Raw genomic sequence first — 19,488 nt, forward strand, 5'->3', positions numbered from 1 at the left:
CAACCCCTTCGCAACCTTCCCCGTGCTGCACTCATCCACCATGGACGAGGATTCCGCACATGCCGGGTACGACGAGGTGCCCCGGGTCGAGCTCACCGCCGCGGCCGGTGAGTTGCTGCGTCGGCTGCACGCGGTGCACGGGCCGTTGATGTTCCACCAGTCCGGCGGCTGCTGCGACGGGAGCGCGCCGATGTGCTACCCGGAGGGCGAGTTCCGTACCGGTGGTTCCGATGTGTTGCTGGCCGAGTTGGACGTCGCCGGGGTCGAGAGGCCGGTGACGTTCTGGATGTCGCGGAGCCAGTACGAGGTGTGGGCGCACACCCGGTTGATCGTCGACGTCGTCGAGGGCCGTGGGAGCGGATTCTCCCTGGAGGCACCCGAGGGAGTGCGTTTCCTCATCCGTTCGCGTGTGGTCGGTGCCGAGTAGCCACGCGGACCCCCGTCGTCTGGTGCACTTCCCTTGAGTTCTGGGACAGTTGACGAGACCTCAGGGGAGAGCTGTGACGCACCGTCAAGGACGTTTCGGCGCAGGCAGATCGGTACTGACGCTTCTCGCGGCCCTCGGCACACTGGCCGGTTCGGCCCTGGTGGGCGCGGCACCCGCGAGTGCCGCCCCGCAGTGGACGCGGCTCGCCAAGGGCGTGCGGTACGGCCAGTTCGACATCTCCGGGGCCGCAGGACCGACGCACGCCCATGTGCTGAGCGTCGACCTGCGCGCTCCGCGGGTGCGGGTCGAGCTGCTGTATCCGGGGGCGGTGGCCGCGCGGGCCCCGGTGTCCCGGCAGGCGACCGCGCAGGGCGCCCTCGCGGGCGTGAACGGCGACTTCTTCAACATCTCCGAGACCCAGCACCCGGGCGTGGAGGCGACCGGCGCGAGCGTGGGGCCGGCGATCGCGCACGGGCGGGTGCTGAAGGGGGCGGTCCCGGACGGCCAGCGATTCGGGCCCGCGCTGCCCCCCGGCACGAGCACCGAGGACGTGTTCGGGGTGGGCACCGACCGCCGGGCCCGCCTGGACGACCTGACGCTCGACGGATCGGTGCGCACACCCCAGGGTCCGCTGCCGCTCGGCGGGCTCAACCAGTACGCGCTGCCTGTCGGTTCGGTGGGGGCGTACACCTCGGACTGGGGCAACGTGTCCCGGGTGCGGGCGACCTGCGGGACGGACACCGACCGGGCGGCCCCGTGCAGCACCGACACCTGGGAGGTGACAGTCCGTGCCGGGCACGTCGTCGCCGCGGCCGGCACCCCGGGGAGCGGGCCGATCGCCGCGAACACCACCGTCCTCGTGGGCCGGGAGGCGGGCGCGCAGGAGCTGCGGAAGCTCGCGGTCGGCTCGACGGTGAAGGTGCGGCACCGGCTGGTCGCCGCCTCGTCGCGGGTCCCGTACCGCTTCGCGCTCGGCGGCTATCCGGTGCTGGAGGACGGCCGAGCGCTCCCCGGTCTCGACGACACCACGTCGGCGGTGCGTACCGCCGTGGGCATCGCGGACGGCGGCCGGACGCTGTATCTCCTCGCACTGGACGGAGCGCCCGACTACCGCGGCGGGCTGACGATCGCGGAAGTCGCGCGCGCCATGCGGGCGTTGGGCTCGGTCGACGCCTTCAGCCTGGACGGCGGCGGCTCGACGACCATGGCCGCCCGGTTGCCGGGCACGAGTTCCGTCACCGCCCTCAACCACCCCTCCGGTGGCGCCGAACGCCCCGTTCCGAACGGTATCGGGGTCTTCTCGGGTTGATCTCCGGCCCTGCTCAGGGACGCAGACTGCCGACGATGTCGGCGGTCGCCGTCATCCCGCTGTGGATGGTGGGCGCGATGCTCGTGCTCGCGAGGCAGAAGCCGAGGAGCGCGCACACCAACGCGTGGGAGACCTTGAGTCCGCCGCTGCGCAGGAAGATCACCGCCAGGATCAGCAGCAGCACCAGCACCGAGATGGAAATCGCCATGGACAGCCTCCTCCGCCACACCGCCGGTTCCGTTTCGCGGCGTTCGGGCGCAAGTGTGGCGTAGCGGAGGGTTCGTCCGTGCGGCGGAAGCGTCCTCCGAACGAGTGGTGTCCCACCCGTGGGAGAACGACTATCGACGGGCGTCCAGGAAGGCCTCCAGGCCCGCCAGGTCGTCCGTGTTGAAGTAGTCGACGTCGGCGGCGAGGAGTTCGCCCCACAGTGCGTCCCGGGCCGGACCCGGCAGGTCGGGGGTGGCCCAGAACCGTACCTTCTGCCCGCGCGCGTGGGCCTGTCCGACGATGCTCCGCAGCTTCTGCCGCTCGGCCTCGGGGAAGGTGCCTTCGCCGAGCCAGGTGAAGTTGAGCGTCCAGTTGTCGCTGATCAGCGGGATGAAGGAGGCGGGCGCCGGGGAGCCGAGGTCGGCGAGGCGGCCGTCGTAGAAGGCCCGTCGGACCGTCTGGACCTCCATGGGGACCCGTGCCGCCCGGTCGCCGGAGATCACAGCGGTGACCGCTCCGGGGACCACCTTGCCGTGGGCACAGGTCGTGAACAGGTGCCTGTGGCGCCGGAGATGGCGGTCGAGTTCCAGATAGGTCGAGGAGCCCTCGGTCTTGATGTCGATGAGGAGCTGGAGCGGGCGGCGCCAACCCCGGTACACCGCACCGCGGTTGCTCTTCACGATCCTGGCCAGCGGGTCGAGGTACAGGGATTCGAGCGTGCGCGTCGGATCGAGGTCGTCCGCGGTGTGGCCGACCAGGAGCTGGTCGCCGACGAGGAAGATGTCGGCCTCGACGCTGCCGAACCGGTGGTCGAGGGCGTCGAGCAGGGGGCGCGGATGCTCGTAGTCGTTGTGCGCGTGGGCGCGCCACAGCGGGCGCGCGCGGTGCTTGCGGTCGGCGGCCCACGCGCTGCCGGCGGGCGGGGCGAGCACCGCGGCGGCCGTGGCCCCGAAGGCGGTGAGGGCGGTGCGACGACTGATACGGGCCATGTTCTGCCTCCCTGCGAGTGGGTCGGAACCACAGGGAGTATGGGGCCATCCGCACCCCAATGAACCTGTACGCGAAAGGAGTTGGCCGGACCGCCGCCCCTCGTTCACTCCTCCCGCGCACACGGCACGGGAAAGCCCGCCCCAGGTGGGGCGGGCTTCACCGGGCGGTGGGACCAGGGGTCAGGGCGCCTGGAGGTCGACGAGTTCGGCCAGCCGGGCGCGGTGCGCGCCCGCCGTGCCGTACGCGATCGAGTCGGACTTGGCCCGCTTCAGGTACAGGTGCACCGGGTGCTCCCAGGTCATGCCGATCCCGGCGTGCAGCTGGAGCGCCTCCTCGGCGGCGTGCACGGCGACGGACGCCGCGTAGGCCTGGGCGACGGCGACCGCCACGTCCGCGTCCGCCCCGGTCGCGAGCGCGTCGGCCGCGTTGCGGGCGGCGGCACGGAGGTTGACGACCTCCAGCCACAGCTGGGCGAGCCGGTGCTTGAGCGCCTGGAAGCCACCGACGGGCCGGTTGAACTGCTTGCGCTCCTTGAGGTAGCGCACGGTCTCGGTCAACGTCCATTCGGCGAGCCCGAACTGCTCGGAGGCGAGCAGCCCGGCCCCGGCCCGGAGCGCCCGGTGCACTGCGGCCTCGGCGTCACCGAGGAGGCGGCCCGGCACTCCGTCGAGGGTGACGGTCGCGAGCGGCCGGGTCAGGTCGAAGGTGATCTGCGGGGTGACGGTCGCCGCGTCGGCGTCCACCGCGTACAGTCCGCCGTCGTCCGCGGGCACCAGCAGCACATCGGCCGCCTGGGCGTCGGCGATCGCCGTCAACTCCCCGTGCAGGGCACCGTCTTCATGGCGTACGACCTTGTAGGCGCCGCCCGGGGCGACGTTCAGGGCAACGGCGAGGGCGCCGATCCTCCGCCCGGAGGCGAGCTCGGCGAGGAGGTCGTCGGCGTCGCAGGCGAGCAGGGCCTCGGTGGCGACGACCGCGCTGGTGAGGTAGGGCACGGGGGCGACCGCGCGGCCCAACTCCTCCAGGACGACGGCGGCTTCGCGGTGGGTGGCGCCCTGGCCGCCCTTGTCCTCCGGGACCAGGAGCCCCGCGAGGCCCATCCCGTCGGCGAGGGCTTTCCAGGCCGCGAGGTCGTGCGGGGTGTCCGACTCGGTGCGGGCGATCACGCCCGGCGCGTCGCAGTGGTCGGCGAGCAGGTCCCGGACGGCGGCGCGGAGGGCCTCTTCCTCCTCCGAGTACAGCAGGTCGGTCATCGAGACAGGTCCTTCCAGGCGACGTCCTTGTCGGTGCGCGGTTCGGCCGGGAGGCCCAGGACCCGCTCGGCGACGATGTTCAGCAGGACCTCGCTGGTCCCGCCCTCGATGCTGTTGCCCTTGGAGCGAAGGTAGCGGTAGCCGGCGTCCCGGCCGGTGAAGTCCACCAGCTCGGGGCGGCGCATGGTCCAGTCGTCGTACAACAGGCCCTCCTCGCCGCGGAGTTCGACCTCCAGGCCGCTGATCTCCTGGTTGAGGCGGGCGAAGGCGAGCTTCATGCCGGCGCCCTCGGGTCCGGGCTGGCCCGCGACGAGCTGCTGGCGCAGCCGCTCGGCGGTGAGGCGGGCGACCTCGGAGTCGACCCAGAGCTTCAGCAGCCGCTGGTGCAGGTCCTGGGTGCGCAGTTCGGGGCGCTCGCGCCAGGTCTTCGAGACCGGGCCGATCATGCCGCCCTCGCGGGGCAGCCGCATGCCGCCGATGGCGACGCGCTCGTTGTTGAGGGTGGTCTGGGCGACCCGCCAGCCGTCGCCGATCGCGCCGAGTCGGCGGTCGTCGGGGATGCGGACGTCGGTGAGGAAGACCTCGTTGAACTCGGCCTCGCCGGTGATCTGCCGCAGCGGGCGGACGTCGACGCCGGGGTCGGTCATGTCGCAGATGAAGTAGGTGATTCCTGCGTGCTTGGGCACGTCCGGGTCGGTGCGGGCGATGAGGATGGCCCAGCGGGAGTTGTGGGCGCCGGACGTCCACACCTTCTGCCCGTTGACGACCCACTCGTCGCCCTCACGGACCGCCCGGGTGCCGAGCGCGGCGAGGTCGGACCCGGCGCCGGGCTCGCTGAACAGCTGGCACCAGACCTCCTCCCCCACCCACAGGGGTCGCAGATAGCGCTGCTTCTGGTCCTCGGTGCCGTACTTGAGGATGGTCGGCGCGGCCATGCCGAGGCCGATGCCGTTGCGCCGCGGGTCGTTGTCGGGGGCGCCCGCGGCCTCCAGCTCGGCGTCCACGACGGCCTGGAGGGAGCGGGGCGCGTTCAGCCCGCCGAGGCCCTCGGGGTAGTGCACCCAGGCGAGTCCGGCGTCGAAGCGGGCCTTGAGGAAGTCCAGGCGGTCCGTGCCGGCGGGCGGGTGGGAGGCCAGCAACTCGGCGGTGCGGCGCTGGAGTTCTGCTGCGTCCGTCATGCGGCGGCTCCGTTCTCGGAAGAGGGCACCACGGCGATCCGGCCGGTGGTGACGCCGTCGCCGAGGCGCTGCACCGCGTCCGCGGCCCCCGCCAGCGGCACCCGCTCGCTCACCAGCGGCTTGACGGCGCCACGGGCGGCCAGTTCGGTGAGCTGCTCGTGGCAGTGCTGGACCAGCTTGGGGTTCTTGGTGTTGTACAGGCCCCAGTGCAGGCCGAGGATCGAGTAGTTCTTCACCAGGGCGTGGTTGAGGGCGGGGCTCGGGATGGTCCCGCTCGCGAAGCCGACGATCACGATCCGGCCCTCGAAGGCGACGACCTTGGTCGACTGCGTGTAGGCCTCGCCGCCCACGGGGTCGTAGATCACATCCGCGCCCCGGCCCCCGGTGACCTCCTTGACGGCGGCGACGACGTCCTCGCTGCGCCGGTCGACCACCACGTCACAGCCCAGTTCCCGGGCCACGGCGGCCTTGTCGGCACCGCCGACGACCCCGATGACGGTGGCCCCGGCCGCCTTCCCGAGCTGCACGGCCGCGCTGCCGACCCCTCCAGCGGCAGCGTGGACGAGCAGCGTCTCGCCGGCCTCGAGGCGGGCCCGTCGGTGCAGACCGAACCAGCCCGTCTGGTAGCCGATGTGCAGCGCGGCGGCCTCGGCGTCGTCCAGCGAGTCCGGCGCGGGCAGCAGGGCGGCGGCGTCCGCGACGGCGTACTCGGCGAAACCGCCGTGCGGCAGCGCGGGGTTGGCGATCACGCGCCGCCCGTCCTCGGTCTCGCCACAGATCTCCACGCCCGGCGTGAAGGGGAGCGGCGGGCGGACCTGGTAGTGGCCGCGGCACATCAGGACGTCCGGGAAGTTGATGTTCGCGGCGCGCACCTTCAGCAGGACCTGGCCGTCGCCGGGCACGGGACGTGCCACGTCCTCGAGGCGCATCACCTCGCTCGGCTCACCGTTCTCGTGCACTTGCCATGCCTGCATGGGGGGCCTCCAGGGGGTCTGACCGGGGTCCCTCGCATACTAAGCGGTCGCTTGCCGATCAGGGAACAGCCCACGACAGAAAGTGCCGGCATCAATGCGAGGGAGAGGGGGTACATAACCGGCTCGACAGGTGACGCACGGTACTGACCGACTTCGGCCCCACCCGCGCCGGGACGTGGCCCGCTGCCGGCGGTTGCCCTCGGGACTCCGCGGAAGTCGTTCGCGGGGCCTCTGCGCGCGCGGTGAGACTCCACAGGGCCCGAATCCGGAGCGCACGTCGGCCCGGGAGCCTGCCACAGTCACCCCTGTGACGCTGCTGGACTTCCTCGTCGACTTCGCCCGCGCCGGCCGGATCGGGCCTCTTCACCTCGGCATGCCCCTGAGCGAGGCGGAGGACCTCCTCGGCCCCGGGCGCCCCCACCCCGCGATCCGCCTGAAGGGGCCCGACATCGACGGCTACCCGTACTCCTGGGACGGGCTGGAGCTGGACGTCGTACAGCGGGCGGTCAGCGGCATCCGGGTCCGCCTCCGGCCCGGCTCGACCGTGAGACTGCCCGCCCTCCTCCTGCCCGAGTCGGAGTCGTTCGAGGCCACCGTGGTCCGCGAGGACCTGGTCGCGGCCCTGGACGCGGCCGGCTGCGAGCACTGCGTCAACGACACCCTGACGTTCGGCGAGCAGTCCAGCATCCTGACCCGACCGGCCGGAGTCTGCGCGGTCTTCAGCCTCCCCGGGCGGGACGATCGCGTGCGCCACCGAGACCGTCACCACCTCGACGTGATCTACACCCGACCGTGAACGCGGCGTTCCCCGCCGGCACTTCTCTTCGTCCGCGGACACCCCGCCCTGGACTTCGCCGCCACCCTCCGCGCCCGGCGCTCGACCCGTTTCGAGATGCTCGTGTCGCCCGAGCGGCTCAACGCCTGGTACCTGGAAGCCGGGCTCGTGGACGCGAGCACGCCGGGCCAGGAGGAGGACGTCCGAGCGGCGATCACGGTGCGGGAGGCCGTCTACCGGCTCGTCACCGACCGTCGTCTCGGCGAGGGGTTCGACCGGGAGGCGCTCGCCGTGCTCAACGCCGCCGCACGCAGAACTCCCACGACACCGCAGCTCACAGTGTCGGGCCGGCACACCGACGCGACGCCCGGGCAGGCCCTCGCGACCGTCGCCCGACAGGCCGTGGAGCTGCCGAGTGGCCCGGACGTGCCCCGCATGAAGGAGGGCGGCAACCCCGAGTGCACCCTGTTGCCGCAGGACTCCATGCCGCACCACTGGCGTCGCATGCCGCGCGAGCGGTCGATGCAATCAAGGCGGCCGCCCACCGGGCCCGCAAGAAGGACGCCCCCACGAGAACCGCAGGCCGAGCCCCCGCAGGCCCCCTCACAGGCCCAGGTCGAGGGCCAGGCACGAGTAGTACTTCCAGCCCCCCGCGGGGTCGTACGACACATCCGTCCCGCCCCCGGGAGCGGCCTGCACCTCTTCGGTCATGTCCTCGAAGCGGATGCGCTCGGGAAGGCTGCCGTAGCGCGCCTGCCGGGCCGCCGTGTCGGCGTCCGCGGTGAGGTTCCTGCTCATGACGTTCTCCACTTCGTGGACCGGTCCGGCTCACTGCCTTGGACAGTGACCAGCGTGCACTCGGAGTGCGTCACCTGTCAAGCCGGTGACACTAGCTCCGAGGGCGGGCCGGTACCCGCCGAGCATGTCCGCCCCGGTCGTGGGTACGCCCCCTCCATGATTCGAAAGCTGCAAGCGGTCGCACTGGACTGCGCCGACCCGGTACGGCTCGCCGAGTTCTACGCGGAACTGCTCGGCGGCCGGGTGGTCAAGCACCCCGAGGATCCGGACTGGGTCGAGGTGCACGGGTTCGAGGGCACCCCGCTGGCCTGCCAGCGGGTGGACGGCTACCAGTCGCCGCAATGGCCGGGCCAGGAGCACCCCCAGCAACTCCACCTCGACTTCGACGTGGACGATCTCGACGGCGAGGAGCAGCGGGCACTCGCCCTCGGAGCGACCGTGCTGGAACGCACCGACCAGCTCCGCCCCGAGGCCAACTGGCGGGTCTACGCGGACCCGGCCGGCCATCCGTTCTGCCTCTGCTTCCACTGAGCCCGAGCCCGCCGCCGGCTATTCGGTTGCCGCAGGCCGATGCGGTCCTATAGGAAGCTCGCATGCTCAAGGGCGGCAAGGTCGGGCTGAGGGCCCGCCACGATGACGACATCCCGGTACTGCGGACCGAGCTCTACGACGACGTGGTCAACTCCTCGCGCGCCGAGGGCGGACCGTGGCGGCCCATCACGCCGGGTTCGAAGGACCCGCGGCTCGTGGTGGACGACAAGGAGCAGGGACACGTTCCGTTCTCCGTGGTGGAGCTGGAGGGCGGGACGCTCGTCGGCACCGCGACCCTGTGGGGCATCGACACCCACAACCGCTGCGCGCACATCGGCCTGGGCCTGCTCCCGTCCAGCCGCGGCAAGGGCTACGGCACCGATGTGGTCGCGGTCCTGTGCCACTACGGCTTCGTCGTGCGCGGTCTGCACCGGCTCCAGATCGAGACCCTGGCGGACAACGCGGCGATGCTGCGGTCCGCCGAGCGCAACGGCTTCGTCCGCGAGGGCGTACTGCGCTCCTCGGCCTGGGTGATGGGCGAGTTCCTGGACGAGGTCCTGCTCGGCCTCCTCGCCCGGGACTGGAAGCCGGCCCCGCTCACACCGTGATCGTCTTGTACTCGGTGCAGGTCGCCGGTCCCACCGCCCCGTACTCCGAGCCGTCGGCGATCCGGACGGCCTTCCTGGAGCGCGCTGCAGCAGTGGGCCTCCTGCACTCCGGCGCACCCCCGACGGATGGGCCGGGGCTCTGCTGCCCCAGCTCATGCACCTGATGTCACGTCAGCTGTCCCGGCTGAGCCCCGCGCAGCCCGCGGACGTCGTCGTCGACACCCTCCTGAACGGCCTGGGCGGGTCCTGAGGCACCCGCCGCCGTGCGGGACCGGTGCGGATGGGCCGGGTAGACGCCGAGGATCCGCACCTCGGTGGAGAAGAACCCCAGCTCGTGCAGCGCGAGGGCGACGTGCCGCTCGTCGGGGTGGCCCTCGATCTCGACGTAGAAACGGCTCGCGTCGAGGCCCGCGCCGACCTGGTAGCTCTCGATCTTCGTGAGGTTCACCCCGCTGGTGGCGAACCCGCCCAGCGCCTTGAACAGCGCGCTCGGGATGTTGCGCACGGAGAAGAACAGGCTCGTCATGGTCGGCTGCCCGGTGTCCGGGGCCACCACCGCGTCCCGGGACAGGACGACGAACCGGGTGGTGTTGTCCGGGTCGTCCTCGACCCCGGCGCGCAGCACGTCGAGGCCGTACCGCGCGGCGGCCGCGGGCGGGGCGAGCGCCGCGTGCCGCGGGTCCCCCAGCTCGGCCACCTCGCGTGCCGCGCCGGCGGTGTCGTCGGAGACGAGGGTCCGCCAGCCGCCCTCCCGCAGGACCTTGCGGCACTGCCCGAGGGCGTGCACATGGCTGCGTACGCATTCCACCTGGTCCACCGTCGCCCCGGCCACGCCCATCAGGTCGAAACGGATGGCGAGGAAGTGCTCGGCGATGATGAACAGCCCCGACTCGGGCAGCAGGTGGTGGACGTCGGCGACCCGTCCGGCCGCGGAGTTGTCCACCGGGATCACCGCCACGTCGGCGGTGCCGAGCGTCACCGCGTCCAGGGCCTGCTCGAAGCCGGTGCAGGGCTGCTCGGCGCACCCGGGGTACAGGGTGTGCGCGGCGGTTGCCGAGTTGGATCCGGGTTCACCTTGGTACGCGACGGTCGTCACTGTGCTCGGTCTCTTGTCGTGGGGCGGCGGAAGCTCCGTAACGTACCAGGCGGCCCCGTCCTCAGATCCAGGTGTCCAGCCACATCCGGGAGTGCCAGTCGGCGTACGGGATCGTCTGCCCGGTGTAGAGCGGGAAGAAGTACACGAAGTTCCAGGCGATGAGCAGCACGAGGGTGCCCGCGGCGACCGCGCCCAGGGTGCGCCGCCGGTGGTCCGAGCCGGGCGGGCCCAGCATCGCGCCGACCGTCATCGCGACCGCCAGGCACAGGTAGGGCACGAAGACGACGGCGTAGAAGGAGAAGATCGTGCGGTCCTGGTACAGGAACCAGGGCAGATACCCGGCGCCCACCCCGCACAGGATCGCCCCGGCCCGCCAGTCGCGGCGCAGCGCCCAGCGGAAGAGCAGGTAGGCGAGGGCCCCGCAGGCCGACCACCACAGCAGCGGGGTGCCGAGGGCGAGGACGGTCTGGGAGCAGTCGACCGCGGTGCGGCAGCCGTCCTGTCCCGGTTTCGGCGACTGGTAGTCGAACAGCACCGGGCGCCCCTGGACCAGCCAGCTCCAGGGGTTCGACTGGTACTTGTGCGGGGTGTGCAGTCCCACGTTGAACTCGTACACGGCGTGCTCGTAGTGCCAGAGGCTGCGCAGCGGGGCCGGGATCCAGGACCAGGTGCCGCCGCGGCCGTCGGCCCAGTGCCGTCCGTAGCCGTCGTCGGACAGGAACCAGCCGGTCCAGGTGGTCAGGTAGGTCAGCACGGCGACCGGCACCAGGGACAGCAGGGACCAGCCGAGGCCGTTGTTCAGCACCGCCAGGTACGGGCGACGGGAGCCGGCCACGCGGCGGGAGCCGACGTCCCACAGCACGGTCAGGGCCGTGAAGAACACCAGGACGTACAGGCCGTTCCACTTGGTGGAGGCCGCCAGGCCCAGGAAGACGCCGGCGGCGAGCCGCCAGGGGCGCGGTCCGGTCCCGGTGCGGTCGGCGGCGTGCTCGTCGGGGCGGGCGCGGCCGTCCGCCCCGACCGGCAGGGCGGCGGCGAGGCGGGCCCGCGCGTGGTCCCGGTCGATCAGCAGACAGCCGAAGGCCGCCAGGACGAAGAACATGACGACGAGGTCGAGCAGGGCGGTCCGGCTCATCACCACATGCAGCCCGTCCACCGCGAGGAGCGCCCCGGCCAGGCAGCCCAGGAACGTCGAGCGGAACAGCCGGCGTCCGACGCGGCACAGCATGAGCACCGACAGGGTGCCGAGGGCCGCCGTCATGAAGCGCCAGCCGAAGGGGGTGAGGCCGAACATCCACTCGCCGAGGGCGATGACCCACTTGCCGGTCGGCGGGTGCGCGACGAAGGTGCCGGTGTCGGAGAGGGAGATCACCTGCGGATCGGCGAGGAGCTGTGGGTCGGCGATCTTGCGGTCCGGCCAGGTGCCCTCGTAGCCGAGCCGCAGCAGGGACCAGGCGTCCTTGGCGTAGAAGGTCTCGTCGAAGATCACGGCCCTCGGCCGGCCGAGATGCCAGAACCGGATCACGCCCGCCATGGCGGCCACGAGCAGCGGGCCCAGCCAGTCCCACACCGAGGGCTTCGGGAAACGCGGGACCAGACGCTCACGGACGTCGGTCGCCGGGCGGGCCGCCGTGTACCCGTGTCGGCGAAGCCGGTCCTGCCAGTTCAGGGGCGCTGCCACGGTGCGGGAGTCCTCGACGAGGGGGGAACGGGTCATGTGGCCGCTGGTCACCGGGCACCCTGCCGCGCGGCGGAGTGCGGCCGCCGCAATATCTCGTCCATCCGGCGAACCTACCCGGGCCGCACGCCAGTTGTCGCGGGCGGGGGGCCGCTCACGCCTTCCGGGGACGCGCGCGGACGTGCATCCGCTCGCCCTGCGGTCCGAAGAGGCTGAGGAACTCCGCGGGCCCCTCCCCCGTCGAGCCGAACCAGTGCGGCACCCGGGTGTCGAACTCGGCCGCCTCTCCCGCCGTCATCACCACGTCGTGGTCCCCCAGCACCACCCGCAGCCGCCCCGCCAGCACATAGAGCCACTCGTAGCCCTCGTGGGTGCGCGGCTCCGGCACCTCCTCGCGGCGCGGCACCAGCACCTTGAAGGCCTGGAGGCCGCCCGGCTGCCGGGTGAGCGGCCAGAAGGTGCGCCCGTGCCGCTCCAGCGGCGCGGACCGCACGCGGGGATCGCCGACCTCCGGGGCGCCGACCAGTTCGTCGAGCGGCACCTGATGGGCCTGCGCGATCGGCAGCAGCAGCTCCAGGCTGGGCTTGCGCAGGCCGGACTCCAGCCGGGACAGGGTGCTCACGGAGATCCCCGTCGACCGGGACAGCGACGCGAGCGTCACCTCCCGGTCCTTGCGCAGCCGACGCAGTCGGGGCCCGACCTCCGCGAGAACGTCATCGGTACTCATGCGAGACATTGCAGAATCGGCAAAGAAGTTTGTCAATCCCGCACCCTCGCGTGACGGTGTCGGTATGACCGAGACATACGAGGTGATCGTCATCGGCGGCGGTGCCGCCGGACTGTCCGCCGCACTCGTCCTGGGCCGCTCCCGCCGCCGCACGCTCGTCGTCGACGCGGGCGAGCCGCGCAACGCGCCCGCCGCGCACATGCAGGGCTTCCTGACCCGGGACGGCATGCCGCCCGCCGAGTTCCTGGCGATCGGACGGGCGGAGATCGAACGGTACGGCGTCGAGCTGGTCCGGGACCGGGTCGTAGAGGTCGCCGAGGGCTTCGCCGTGACCCTGGCGAGCGGTCGCGTGCTCCGGGCCCGGCGCCTGGTGGTCGCGACCGGGCTGAAGGACGAGCTGCCCGGCGTCCCCGGGGTCGCCGAGCGCTTCGGCAAGGACGTGCTGCACTGCCCGTACTGCCATGGCTGGGAGGTCCGCGACCAGGCCTTCGGGGTGCTCGCGACCAGTGCGCTCGGCGTGCACCAGGCACTGATGGTGTCCCAGTGGTCGAAGGACGTGACGTTCTTCCTGCACGAGGTCGCCGAGGCCGACCTGGCGGACGACGACCTGCGCAGGCTCGCCGCGGCGGGTGTCACGGTGGTGCCCGGCGAGGTCGCCGAGCTGGTGGTGAGGGACGACCGGCTGACCGCCGTACGTCTGAGGGACGGGACCGTCCATGCGCGTGAGGTGGTCTTCACGGCGCCCCGGGCGGTCCCGCGCAACGGCCTGCTGGAGCGGCTCGGGGCCGAACTGACCGAGACTCCGTTCGGCGCGTACCCGGTCGTCGACGCGACGGGGCAGACCTCCGTGCCGGGGGTGTGGGCGGCAGGGAACGCCGTCGGCTTCGGCGAGCAGGTGATCAACGCGGCGGCGGGCGGCTACCGGGCCGGGGCCGCGATCAACGGGGACCTGCTGATGGCGGATCTCGACGGCTGACAGCGGGCTCGACACGGCCGCCGGGGTGTGGACCCGGCGCCTCCGGTACACCCTGGAGGAATGCTGCTTGCCCGACTGGCACAGGTGTCCCAGGAAGTCGCCGCGACCTCGGCGCGCTCCCAGAAGATCGCGCTGCTCGCGGAGCTGTTCCGGGAGGCGGAGCCGGACGACGTGCCCGTCGTCATCCCGTACCTCGCGGGACGGCTCCCGCAGGGCCGGCTCGGCGTCGGCTGGAAGGTGCTGAGCCGCCCGGTCGCACCCGCCGCCGAACCGACCCTGACCGTCCGCGAGGTGGACCACCGCCTCACCGCGCTCGGCAAGGTCGCGGGCGCGGGCTCGCAGGCCGAACGGACGCGGCTCGTCGGCGAGTTGCTGGGCGCGGCCACCGAGGACGAGCAGCGGTTCCTGTTCGGGCTGATCAGCGGGGAGGTACGGCAGGGCGCGCTGGACGCGGTCGCCATCGAGGGGCTCGCCCGGGCGACGCAGGCACCGCCCGCCGACGTCCGCCGTGCCGTGATGCTGGCAGGCTCCCTCCAGACGGTCGCCGAGGCCCTGCTCGGCGAGGGCCCGCCCGCTCTGGACCGCTTCCGTCTCACCGTGGGCCGCCCGGTCCTGCCGATGCTCGCGCACAGCGCCTCCTCGGTGGCCGAGGCGGTCGGGAAGCTCGGCGTGTGCGCGGTCGAGGAGAAGCTGGACGGCATCCGCGTCCAGATCCACCGCGACGGCGATGCCGTACGGCTCTACACCCGCACCCTCGACGACATCACCGGCCGGCTGCCCGAACTGACCGCTGCCGCACTGGAGTTGCGGGGCGATCGGTTCATCCTGGACGGTGAGGTGATCGCCTTCGACGAGGCGGGGCGGCCCCGCTCCTTCCAGGAGACCGCGGGCCGGGTCGGCTCGCGCACGGACGTGTCGACGGCCGCCGAGGCGGTCCCCGTCTCCCCCGTCTTCTTCGACGCCCTGTCCGTCGACGGCCGGGACCTCCTCGACCTGCCCTTCGCCGAACGCCACGCGGAGCTGGCCCGGCTGGTGCCGGAGCCGATGCGGGTACGGCGGGCCCTGGTGTCGGGACCGGACGAGATCCCCGCGGCGGAGGAGTTCCTCGCCGAGACGCTGAAGCGCGGGCACGAGGGCGTGGTCGTGAAGTCCCTCGACGCGCCCTACAGCGCGGGCCGGCGCGGCGCGTCCTGGCTCAAGGTCAAGCCCGTGCACACCCTGGACCTGGTGGTGCTGGCCGCCGAGTGGGGGCACGGCCGCCGCACCGGCAAGCTCTCCAACCTGCACCTCGGCGCCCGCACGGCGGACGGCGGCTTCGCGATGCTCGGCAAGACCTTCAAGGGCATGACCGACGCGATGCTCACCTGGCAGACCGAGCGCCTCCAGGAGCTGGCGGTGGAGAGCAGCGGCTATGTGGTGACGGTACGGCCCGAACTGGTCGTGGAGATCGCCTACGACGGCCTCCAGAGGTCGACCCGCTATCCGGCCGGGGTCACCCTGCGGTTCGCACGCGTGGTCCGGTACCGGGAGGACAAGCGGCCCGAGGAGGCCGACACCGTGGAGACGCTGCTGGCCGCGCACCCCGAGGTGAAGCCGTGAGGACGAGTGCGGGCCTGCTGTTGTTCCGGCATACCGAGAACGGGCCGGAGGTGTTGCTGGGCCATATGGGTGGGCCGTTCTTCGCCCGCCGGGACGCCGGGGCGTGGACGGTCCCCAAGGGCGAGTACGAGCCGGAGTCGGAGTCGGCCTGGGACGCGGCCCGGCGGGAGTTCGAGGAGGAGCTCGGGCTGCCGCCGCCGGACGGGGCGGCCGTACCCCTGGGCGAGGTGCGGCAGACGAACGGCAAGGTCGTCACGGCGTGGGCGATCGAGGCGGACCTCGATCCGGCGACCGTGGTGCCGGGGGTGTTCAGCATGGAGTGGCCGCCCAGGTCCGGTCGGACCCAGGAGTTCCCGGAGCTGGACCGGGTGGCGTGGTTCGGGCTGGAGCGGGCCCGGGCCGTGATCGTGAAGGCGCAGGCCGCGTTTCTCGACCGGCTGGCTGAGCACTCGGCCTGATGTCCACGCGTTGCGGTCGCCCCCGCCGCGCGGGAAGGTCGAAGCACAGTCAGCTCTTCAGGAGGTCGGTCATGCCCATCGCGACGGTGAACCCGGCGAACGGCGAGACGCTCAAGACGTACGAGGCCATGGGCGAGGAGGAGATCGAGCGCAGGCTCCAGCTCGCCGAGGCGACGTTCCGGACCTACCGCACGACGTCCTTCGAGGAGCGCGCCCGTCTCCTGAACCGGGCCGCCGAGGTCCTCGACGAGGCTCAGCAGGACATCGCCCGGGTCATGACGACCGAGATGGGCAAGCCGGTCAAGCAGGCCCGCGCGGAGGCCGCCAAGTGCGCCAAGGCGATGCGCTGGTACGCCGGGCACGCCGAGGCGCTGCTGGCCGACGAGGAGCCCTCGCAGGCCGACGTCGAGGACTCCGGCGGGGCACGCGCGCGCGTGCTCTACCGGCCGCTGGGTCCGGTGCTCGCGGTGATGCCGTGGAACTTCCCGCTGTGGCAGGTGATCCGGTTCGCCGCGCCCGCGCTGATGGCGGGCAACGTGGGTCTGCTCAAGCACGCCTCGAACGTGCCGCAGACCGCGCTGTTCCTGGAGGACCTCTTCCACCAGGCGGGCTACACCCAGGGCTGTTTCCAGACGCTGCTCGTCGGGTCCGGGGCGATCGACGACATCCTGCGCGACGAACGCGTCAAGGCGGCCACGCTCACCGGGAGCGAGCCCGCGGGGCGGGCCGTCGCGTCCACCGCCGGGGACATGGTGAAGAAGACGGTGCTGGAGCTGGGCGGCAGCGACCCGTATGTCGTGATGCCGTCCGCGGACATCGACCGGGCCGCCGAGGTCGCGGTGACCGCGCGGGTGCAGAACAACGGGCAGTCCTGCATCGCCGCCAAGCGGTTCATCGTGCACACCGACGTCTACCACCGGTTCGCCGAGCGGTTCGTGGCGGGCATGAAGGCGCTCAAGGTCGGCGACCCGCTGGAGGAGGACACCGAGGTCGGGCCGCTCTCCAGCGAACAGGGGCGCAACGACCTGGAGGAGCTGGTCGACGACGCGAAGCGCAGCGGGGCGAGCGTGCTGTGCGGCGGCGAGCGGCCCGACGGGCCCGGCTGGTACTACCCGCCGACCGTCGTCGCCGACGTCACCCGCGAGATGCGCATCCACCGCGAGGAGACCTTCGGCCCGGTGGCCACGCTGTACCGGGCCGCCGACCTCGACGAGGCGGTGCTGATCGCCAACGACTCGCCGTTCGGGCTGAGTTCGAACGTGTGGACGCGGGACGAGGCCGAGATCGACCGGTTCGTACGGGATCTGGAGGCCGGCGGGGTGTTCGTCAACGGGATGACCGCCTCGCATCCGGCGTTCCCGTTCGGCGGGGTGAAGCGGTCCGGGTACGGCCGTGAGCTGTCCGGGCACGGAATCAGGGAGTTCTGCAACATCACGACGGTTTGGCACGGAGCGTGACGCTTGCGCGGCTACGATCCCGGTGTGAACCGCGAAGTGACTCTGCCTCTGATCGTCGACGACCGCGGGACCCTGCAGGTGGCTGCCGCCGATGTGAGCAAGCTGCTGCGCAGTCTTGGCGGGCGGTGGCTGCACCTGGTCGAGGCCGGGGCCGACGGTCTCGACGAGGACACGGTTGCCGCACTGACCATCGAGTTGGCGAAGCTGGCCGACCGGATCGATGTGGCGTGCATCGCGCACAGCAGCGGTGGGGCGCCGTAGTCGCGCGCAGTAGCGGTGGGGCGCCGTAGGGGGCGCTGGTTCGTCGAGTTCCAGCCGGATGCCCCCGTTGGCGCCCCTGGCGCGACGTCAGCGGATCGGCATCCCGGAGAGGGTCCGGGCGATCACCAGGCGCTGGATCTCGCTCGTCCCTTCGAAGATGGTGTAGATCGCGGCGTCCCGGTGCATCCGCTCCACCGGGTACTCCCGGGTGTAGCCGTTGCCGCCGAGGATCTGGACGGCCTGCGCGGTGACCTTCTTCGCGGTCTCGCTCGCGAACAGCTTGGACATGGAGCCCTCGGCCGCGGTGAACTGCTTGCCGTTGATGGCCATCCAGGAGGCCCGCCACACCAGCAGCCGGGCCGCGTCGATGGACGTCCGCATGTCGGCGAGCTGGAAGGCCACGCCCTGGTTGTCGATGATGGGGCGGCCGAACTGGGTCCGCGTCTTCGCGTAGTCCAGCGCCACCTCGTAGGCGGCCCGCGCGGTGCCCACGGCCATGGCGCCGACCGCGGGGCGGCTGGCCTCGAACGTGGCCATCGCGGCGTTCTTGACCCGCTCGCCGTTGCCCGCCTTCGCCCGCTCCCGGGCCCGGGCGAGGCGCTGGTCGAGCTTCTCCTTGCCGCCGAGGAGGCAGGAGCCGGGCACCCGGACGTTCTCCAGGACGACCTCGGCGGTGTGCGAGGCGCGGATGCCGTGCTTCTTGAACTTCTGGCCCTGGGACAGGCCCGGGGTGTTCGGCGGCACGATGAAGGACGCGTGGCCCTTGGAGCCGAGCTCGGCGTCCACGACGGCCACGACGACGTGGACGTTGGCGATGCCGCCGTTGGTCGCCCAGGTCTTGGTGCCGTTGAGCACCCACTCGTCCTTGGCCTCGTCGTACACGGCACGCGTGCGCATGGAGGCCACGTCGGAGCCGGCGTCCGGCTCGGAGGAACAGAAGGCGGCGACCTTGACGTCGTTGGCGTCGCCGTACATCTGGGGGATCCAGGTGCCGATCTGTTCCTCGGTTCCGTTGGCGAGAACGCCCACGGCGGCGAGTCCGGTGCCTACGATCGACAGGGCGATGCCCGCGTCGCCCCAGAACAGCTCCTCCATCGCCATCGGGATACCGAGCCCGGTGGGGTCGAAGTACTGCTGGGCGTAGAAGTCGAGGGAGTAGATGCCGACCTTCGCGGCCTCCTGGATGACCGGCCAGGGAGTCTCCTCACGCTCGTCCCATTCGGCGGCCGCGGGGCGGATGACATCGGCGGCGAAGCCGTGCAGCCAGTCCCGCACCTCCTTCTGTTCGTCGTTGAGCTCCATGGTGAACTCGGCCATGTCCCCTCCAGCGGCGGCACACATACATGTTACTAGCGGTAACCCGAGTCTGTTACCCACGGGTAGGAAAAGTCAACTCCGAGGACCGGTCAGCAGCCTGTTCGATGCGCGCGACCTGCCGAGTGTTAGTTTGCGCAGGCGTCACCGATTAAGCACGGGTGGGGAGAGCTCATGGACACCACACAGCGGACCGATCAGCAGCGGTCCGCCGACCGCCGTCGGCGCGAGTTGTTGGAGGCCGCGGACCGGGTGGTGCTGCGTGACGGACCGCACGCCTCCATGAACGCGATCGCCGCCGAGGCGGGCATCACCAAGCCGATCCTGTACCGCCACTTCGGTGACAAGGGGGGACTTTACGCCGCCCTCGCCAAGCGGCACACCGACGCGCTGCTGGACTCGCTGCGGGCCGCGCTGGACGCCCCGGCGGAGCGGCGGGAGCGGGTCGAGGCGACGCTCGACACCTACCTCGCGGCGATCGAGGCGCGGCCCCAGGTGTACCGGTTCCTGATGCATCCCGCGGAGGGGGGCCAGAGCGCGGACCAGGGGTTCGACGTCGGCCAGCATTCCGCGCCGCTGCTGCGGAGGATGGGTGAAGAGTTGGCGCAGGTCATCGAGGACCGGCTGGACCTGGGGCCCGGGAGTCAGCTGCTGGCGCGGGTGTGGGGGCACGGGATCGTCGGGATGATGTACGCCGCGGGTGACTGGTGGCTGGGGGAACGGCCGTGTGAGCGGGGGGAGTTGGTGCGGAGTATGGCGGACCTGTTGTGGGGTCGGCTGGCCGCGGCGGGGGACAAGGTCGGAGGTCCGGGGTTCTGACGGTCGGATGTCGGGTGCGGCGCCCTGGGGGCTGGTCGCGCAGTTCCCCGCGC

The 19,488-nt window shown here is 71.9% G+C and carries 21 protein-coding genes and 2 pseudogenes; 12 read left to right on the plus strand and 11 right to left on the minus strand.

All coding sequences use genetic code 11. The annotated features are described in order from the left end of the window. Positions 1-40 precede the first annotated feature (40 nt). Entirely contained in the window at positions 41-427 is a 387-nt protein-coding gene (locus H295_RS0137060) for a DUF779 domain-containing protein (RefSeq protein WP_028810097.1), read from the plus strand. A 73-nt stretch (positions 428-500) separates the two neighbouring features. Continuing rightward, positions 501-1,736 carry a phosphodiester glycosidase family protein gene (locus H295_RS0137065; protein WP_020140412.1) on the plus strand — a complete coding sequence of 412 codons (1,236 nt, stop codon included), beginning with the start codon at positions 501-503 and terminating at the stop codon, positions 1,734-1,736. A 13-nt stretch (positions 1,737-1,749) separates the two neighbouring features. Here the strand turns inward: H295_RS0137065 and H295_RS0137070 are convergent, their stop codons facing one another. The 5 genes from H295_RS0137070 to H295_RS0137090 form a co-directional block, all read right to left on the minus strand. Then, positions 1,750-1,944, minus strand: a complete 195-nt coding sequence (locus H295_RS0137070; RefSeq protein ID WP_020140413.1) for a hypothetical protein — start codon at positions 1,942-1,944, stop codon at positions 1,750-1,752. 130 nt (positions 1,945-2,074) lie between these two features. Next, positions 2,075-2,932: a phosphatidylinositol-specific phospholipase C/glycerophosphodiester phosphodiesterase family protein gene (locus H295_RS0137075; RefSeq protein WP_020140414.1), complete on the minus strand. Its 858-nt coding sequence runs from the start codon at positions 2,930-2,932 to the stop codon at positions 2,075-2,077. 180 nt (positions 2,933-3,112) lie between these two features. Then, entirely contained in the window at positions 3,113-4,186 is a 1,074-nt protein-coding gene (locus tag H295_RS0137080; protein WP_020140415.1) for an acyl-CoA dehydrogenase family protein, read from the minus strand. Next, positions 4,183-5,364, minus strand: a complete 1,182-nt coding sequence (locus H295_RS0137085) for an acyl-CoA dehydrogenase family protein (protein WP_020140416.1) — start codon at positions 5,362-5,364, stop codon at positions 4,183-4,185. Before H295_RS0137085 ends, H295_RS0137080 begins: the two co-directional genes overlap by 4 nt. Then, complete coding sequence (locus tag H295_RS0137090) at positions 5,361-6,338, minus strand: NADPH:quinone oxidoreductase family protein (RefSeq protein WP_028810098.1); 978 nt, start codon at positions 6,336-6,338, stop codon at positions 5,361-5,363. The genes H295_RS0137085 and H295_RS0137090 overlap by 4 nt, the downstream gene beginning before the upstream one ends. 307 nt (positions 6,339-6,645) lie before the next feature. Between H295_RS0137090 and H295_RS0137095 the strand changes: the two genes are divergently transcribed. Next, the gene (locus tag H295_RS0137095) at positions 6,646-7,134 is read left to right on the plus strand and encodes a hypothetical protein (RefSeq protein ID WP_020140418.1); all 489 of its coding nucleotides are present in this window, start codon (positions 6,646-6,648) and stop codon (positions 7,132-7,134) included. Between the two features lie 96 nt (positions 7,135-7,230). Then, a pseudogene (locus H295_RS46165) lies at positions 7,231-7,578 on the plus strand (ABATE domain-containing protein); the annotation flags it as partial. A gap of 23 nt (positions 7,579-7,601) precedes the next feature. Here H295_RS46165 and H295_RS48640 read toward each other — a convergent pair. After that, positions 7,602-7,784: pseudogene (locus H295_RS48640) on the minus strand (hypothetical protein); the annotation flags it as partial. Next, positions 7,717-7,911, minus strand: a complete 195-nt coding sequence (locus tag H295_RS0137100) for a hypothetical protein (protein ID WP_020140419.1) — start codon at positions 7,909-7,911, stop codon at positions 7,717-7,719. The gene H295_RS0137100 and the pseudogene H295_RS48640, both read right to left, overlap by 68 nt. Before the next feature lie 156 nt (positions 7,912-8,067). Between H295_RS0137100 and H295_RS0137105 the strand changes: the two genes are divergently transcribed. After that, positions 8,068-8,442: a VOC family protein gene (locus H295_RS0137105; protein WP_020140420.1), complete on the plus strand. Its 375-nt coding sequence runs from the start codon at positions 8,068-8,070 to the stop codon at positions 8,440-8,442. Between the two features lie 62 nt (positions 8,443-8,504). Next, positions 8,505-9,050 carry a GNAT family N-acetyltransferase gene (locus tag H295_RS0137110; protein WP_020140421.1) on the plus strand — a complete coding sequence of 182 codons (546 nt, stop codon included), beginning with the start codon at positions 8,505-8,507 and terminating at the stop codon, positions 9,048-9,050. Positions 9,051-9,216: 166 nt separating this feature from the next. Here H295_RS0137110 and H295_RS0137115 read toward each other — a convergent pair whose 3' ends face one another. From H295_RS0137115 to H295_RS0137125, 3 genes are all read right to left on the minus strand, one after another. After that, complete coding sequence (locus H295_RS0137115) at positions 9,217-10,146, minus strand: prephenate dehydratase (RefSeq protein WP_020140422.1); 930 nt, start codon at positions 10,144-10,146, stop codon at positions 9,217-9,219. A gap of 61 nt (positions 10,147-10,207) precedes the next feature. Next, a complete protein-coding gene (locus H295_RS0137120) occupies positions 10,208-11,863 on the minus strand; it encodes a dolichyl-phosphate-mannose--protein mannosyltransferase (protein ID WP_199788667.1) in 1,656 nt (551 codons plus the stop codon). A 115-nt stretch (positions 11,864-11,978) separates the two neighbouring features. After that, positions 11,979-12,551: a helix-turn-helix domain-containing protein gene (locus H295_RS0137125; protein WP_020140424.1), complete on the minus strand. Its 573-nt coding sequence runs from the start codon at positions 12,549-12,551 to the stop codon at positions 11,979-11,981. Between the two features lie 64 nt (positions 12,552-12,615). Between H295_RS0137125 and H295_RS0137130 the strand changes: the two genes are divergently transcribed. The 5 genes from H295_RS0137130 (at position 12,616) to H295_RS0137150 (ending at position 17,302) form a co-directional block, all read left to right on the plus strand. Beyond that, complete coding sequence (locus H295_RS0137130; RefSeq protein WP_020140425.1) at positions 12,616-13,527, plus strand: NAD(P)/FAD-dependent oxidoreductase; 912 nt, start codon at positions 12,616-12,618, stop codon at positions 13,525-13,527. A 60-nt stretch (positions 13,528-13,587) separates the two neighbouring features. After that, a complete protein-coding gene (locus tag H295_RS0137135; protein ID WP_020140426.1) occupies positions 13,588-15,126 on the plus strand; it encodes an ATP-dependent DNA ligase in 1,539 nt (512 codons plus the stop codon). Then, positions 15,123-15,584, plus strand: a complete 462-nt coding sequence (locus H295_RS0137140) for an NUDIX domain-containing protein (protein ID WP_020140427.1) — start codon at positions 15,123-15,125, stop codon at positions 15,582-15,584. Before H295_RS0137135 ends, H295_RS0137140 begins: the two co-directional genes overlap by 4 nt. 71 nt (positions 15,585-15,655) lie before the next feature. Then, on the plus strand, positions 15,656-17,041 hold the full coding sequence (locus H295_RS0137145; protein WP_020140428.1) for an NADP-dependent succinic semialdehyde dehydrogenase: 1,386 nt from the start codon (positions 15,656-15,658) through the stop codon (positions 17,039-17,041). A gap of 24 nt (positions 17,042-17,065) precedes the next feature. Further along, a complete protein-coding gene (locus H295_RS0137150; protein ID WP_007380390.1) occupies positions 17,066-17,302 on the plus strand; it encodes a DUF6213 family protein in 237 nt (78 codons plus the stop codon). Between the two features lie 87 nt (positions 17,303-17,389). Here the strand turns inward: H295_RS0137150 and H295_RS0137155 are convergent, their stop codons facing one another. Next, positions 17,390-18,619, minus strand: a complete 1,230-nt coding sequence (locus tag H295_RS0137155; protein WP_020140430.1) for an acyl-CoA dehydrogenase family protein — start codon at positions 18,617-18,619, stop codon at positions 17,390-17,392. 171 nt (positions 18,620-18,790) lie between these two features. On the opposite strand from H295_RS0137155, the gene H295_RS0137160 reads away from it, so the two are divergent. Beyond that, positions 18,791-19,435, plus strand: a complete 645-nt coding sequence (locus tag H295_RS0137160; RefSeq protein ID WP_020140431.1) for a TetR family transcriptional regulator — start codon at positions 18,791-18,793, stop codon at positions 19,433-19,435. Positions 19,436-19,488: the final 53 nt, after the last annotated feature.

The sequence above is a fragment of the Streptomyces sp. 351MFTsu5.1 genome, from assembly GCF_000383655.1.
Classification (GTDB): Bacteria; Actinomycetota; Actinomycetes; order Streptomycetales; family Streptomycetaceae; genus Streptomyces; species Streptomyces griseorubiginosus.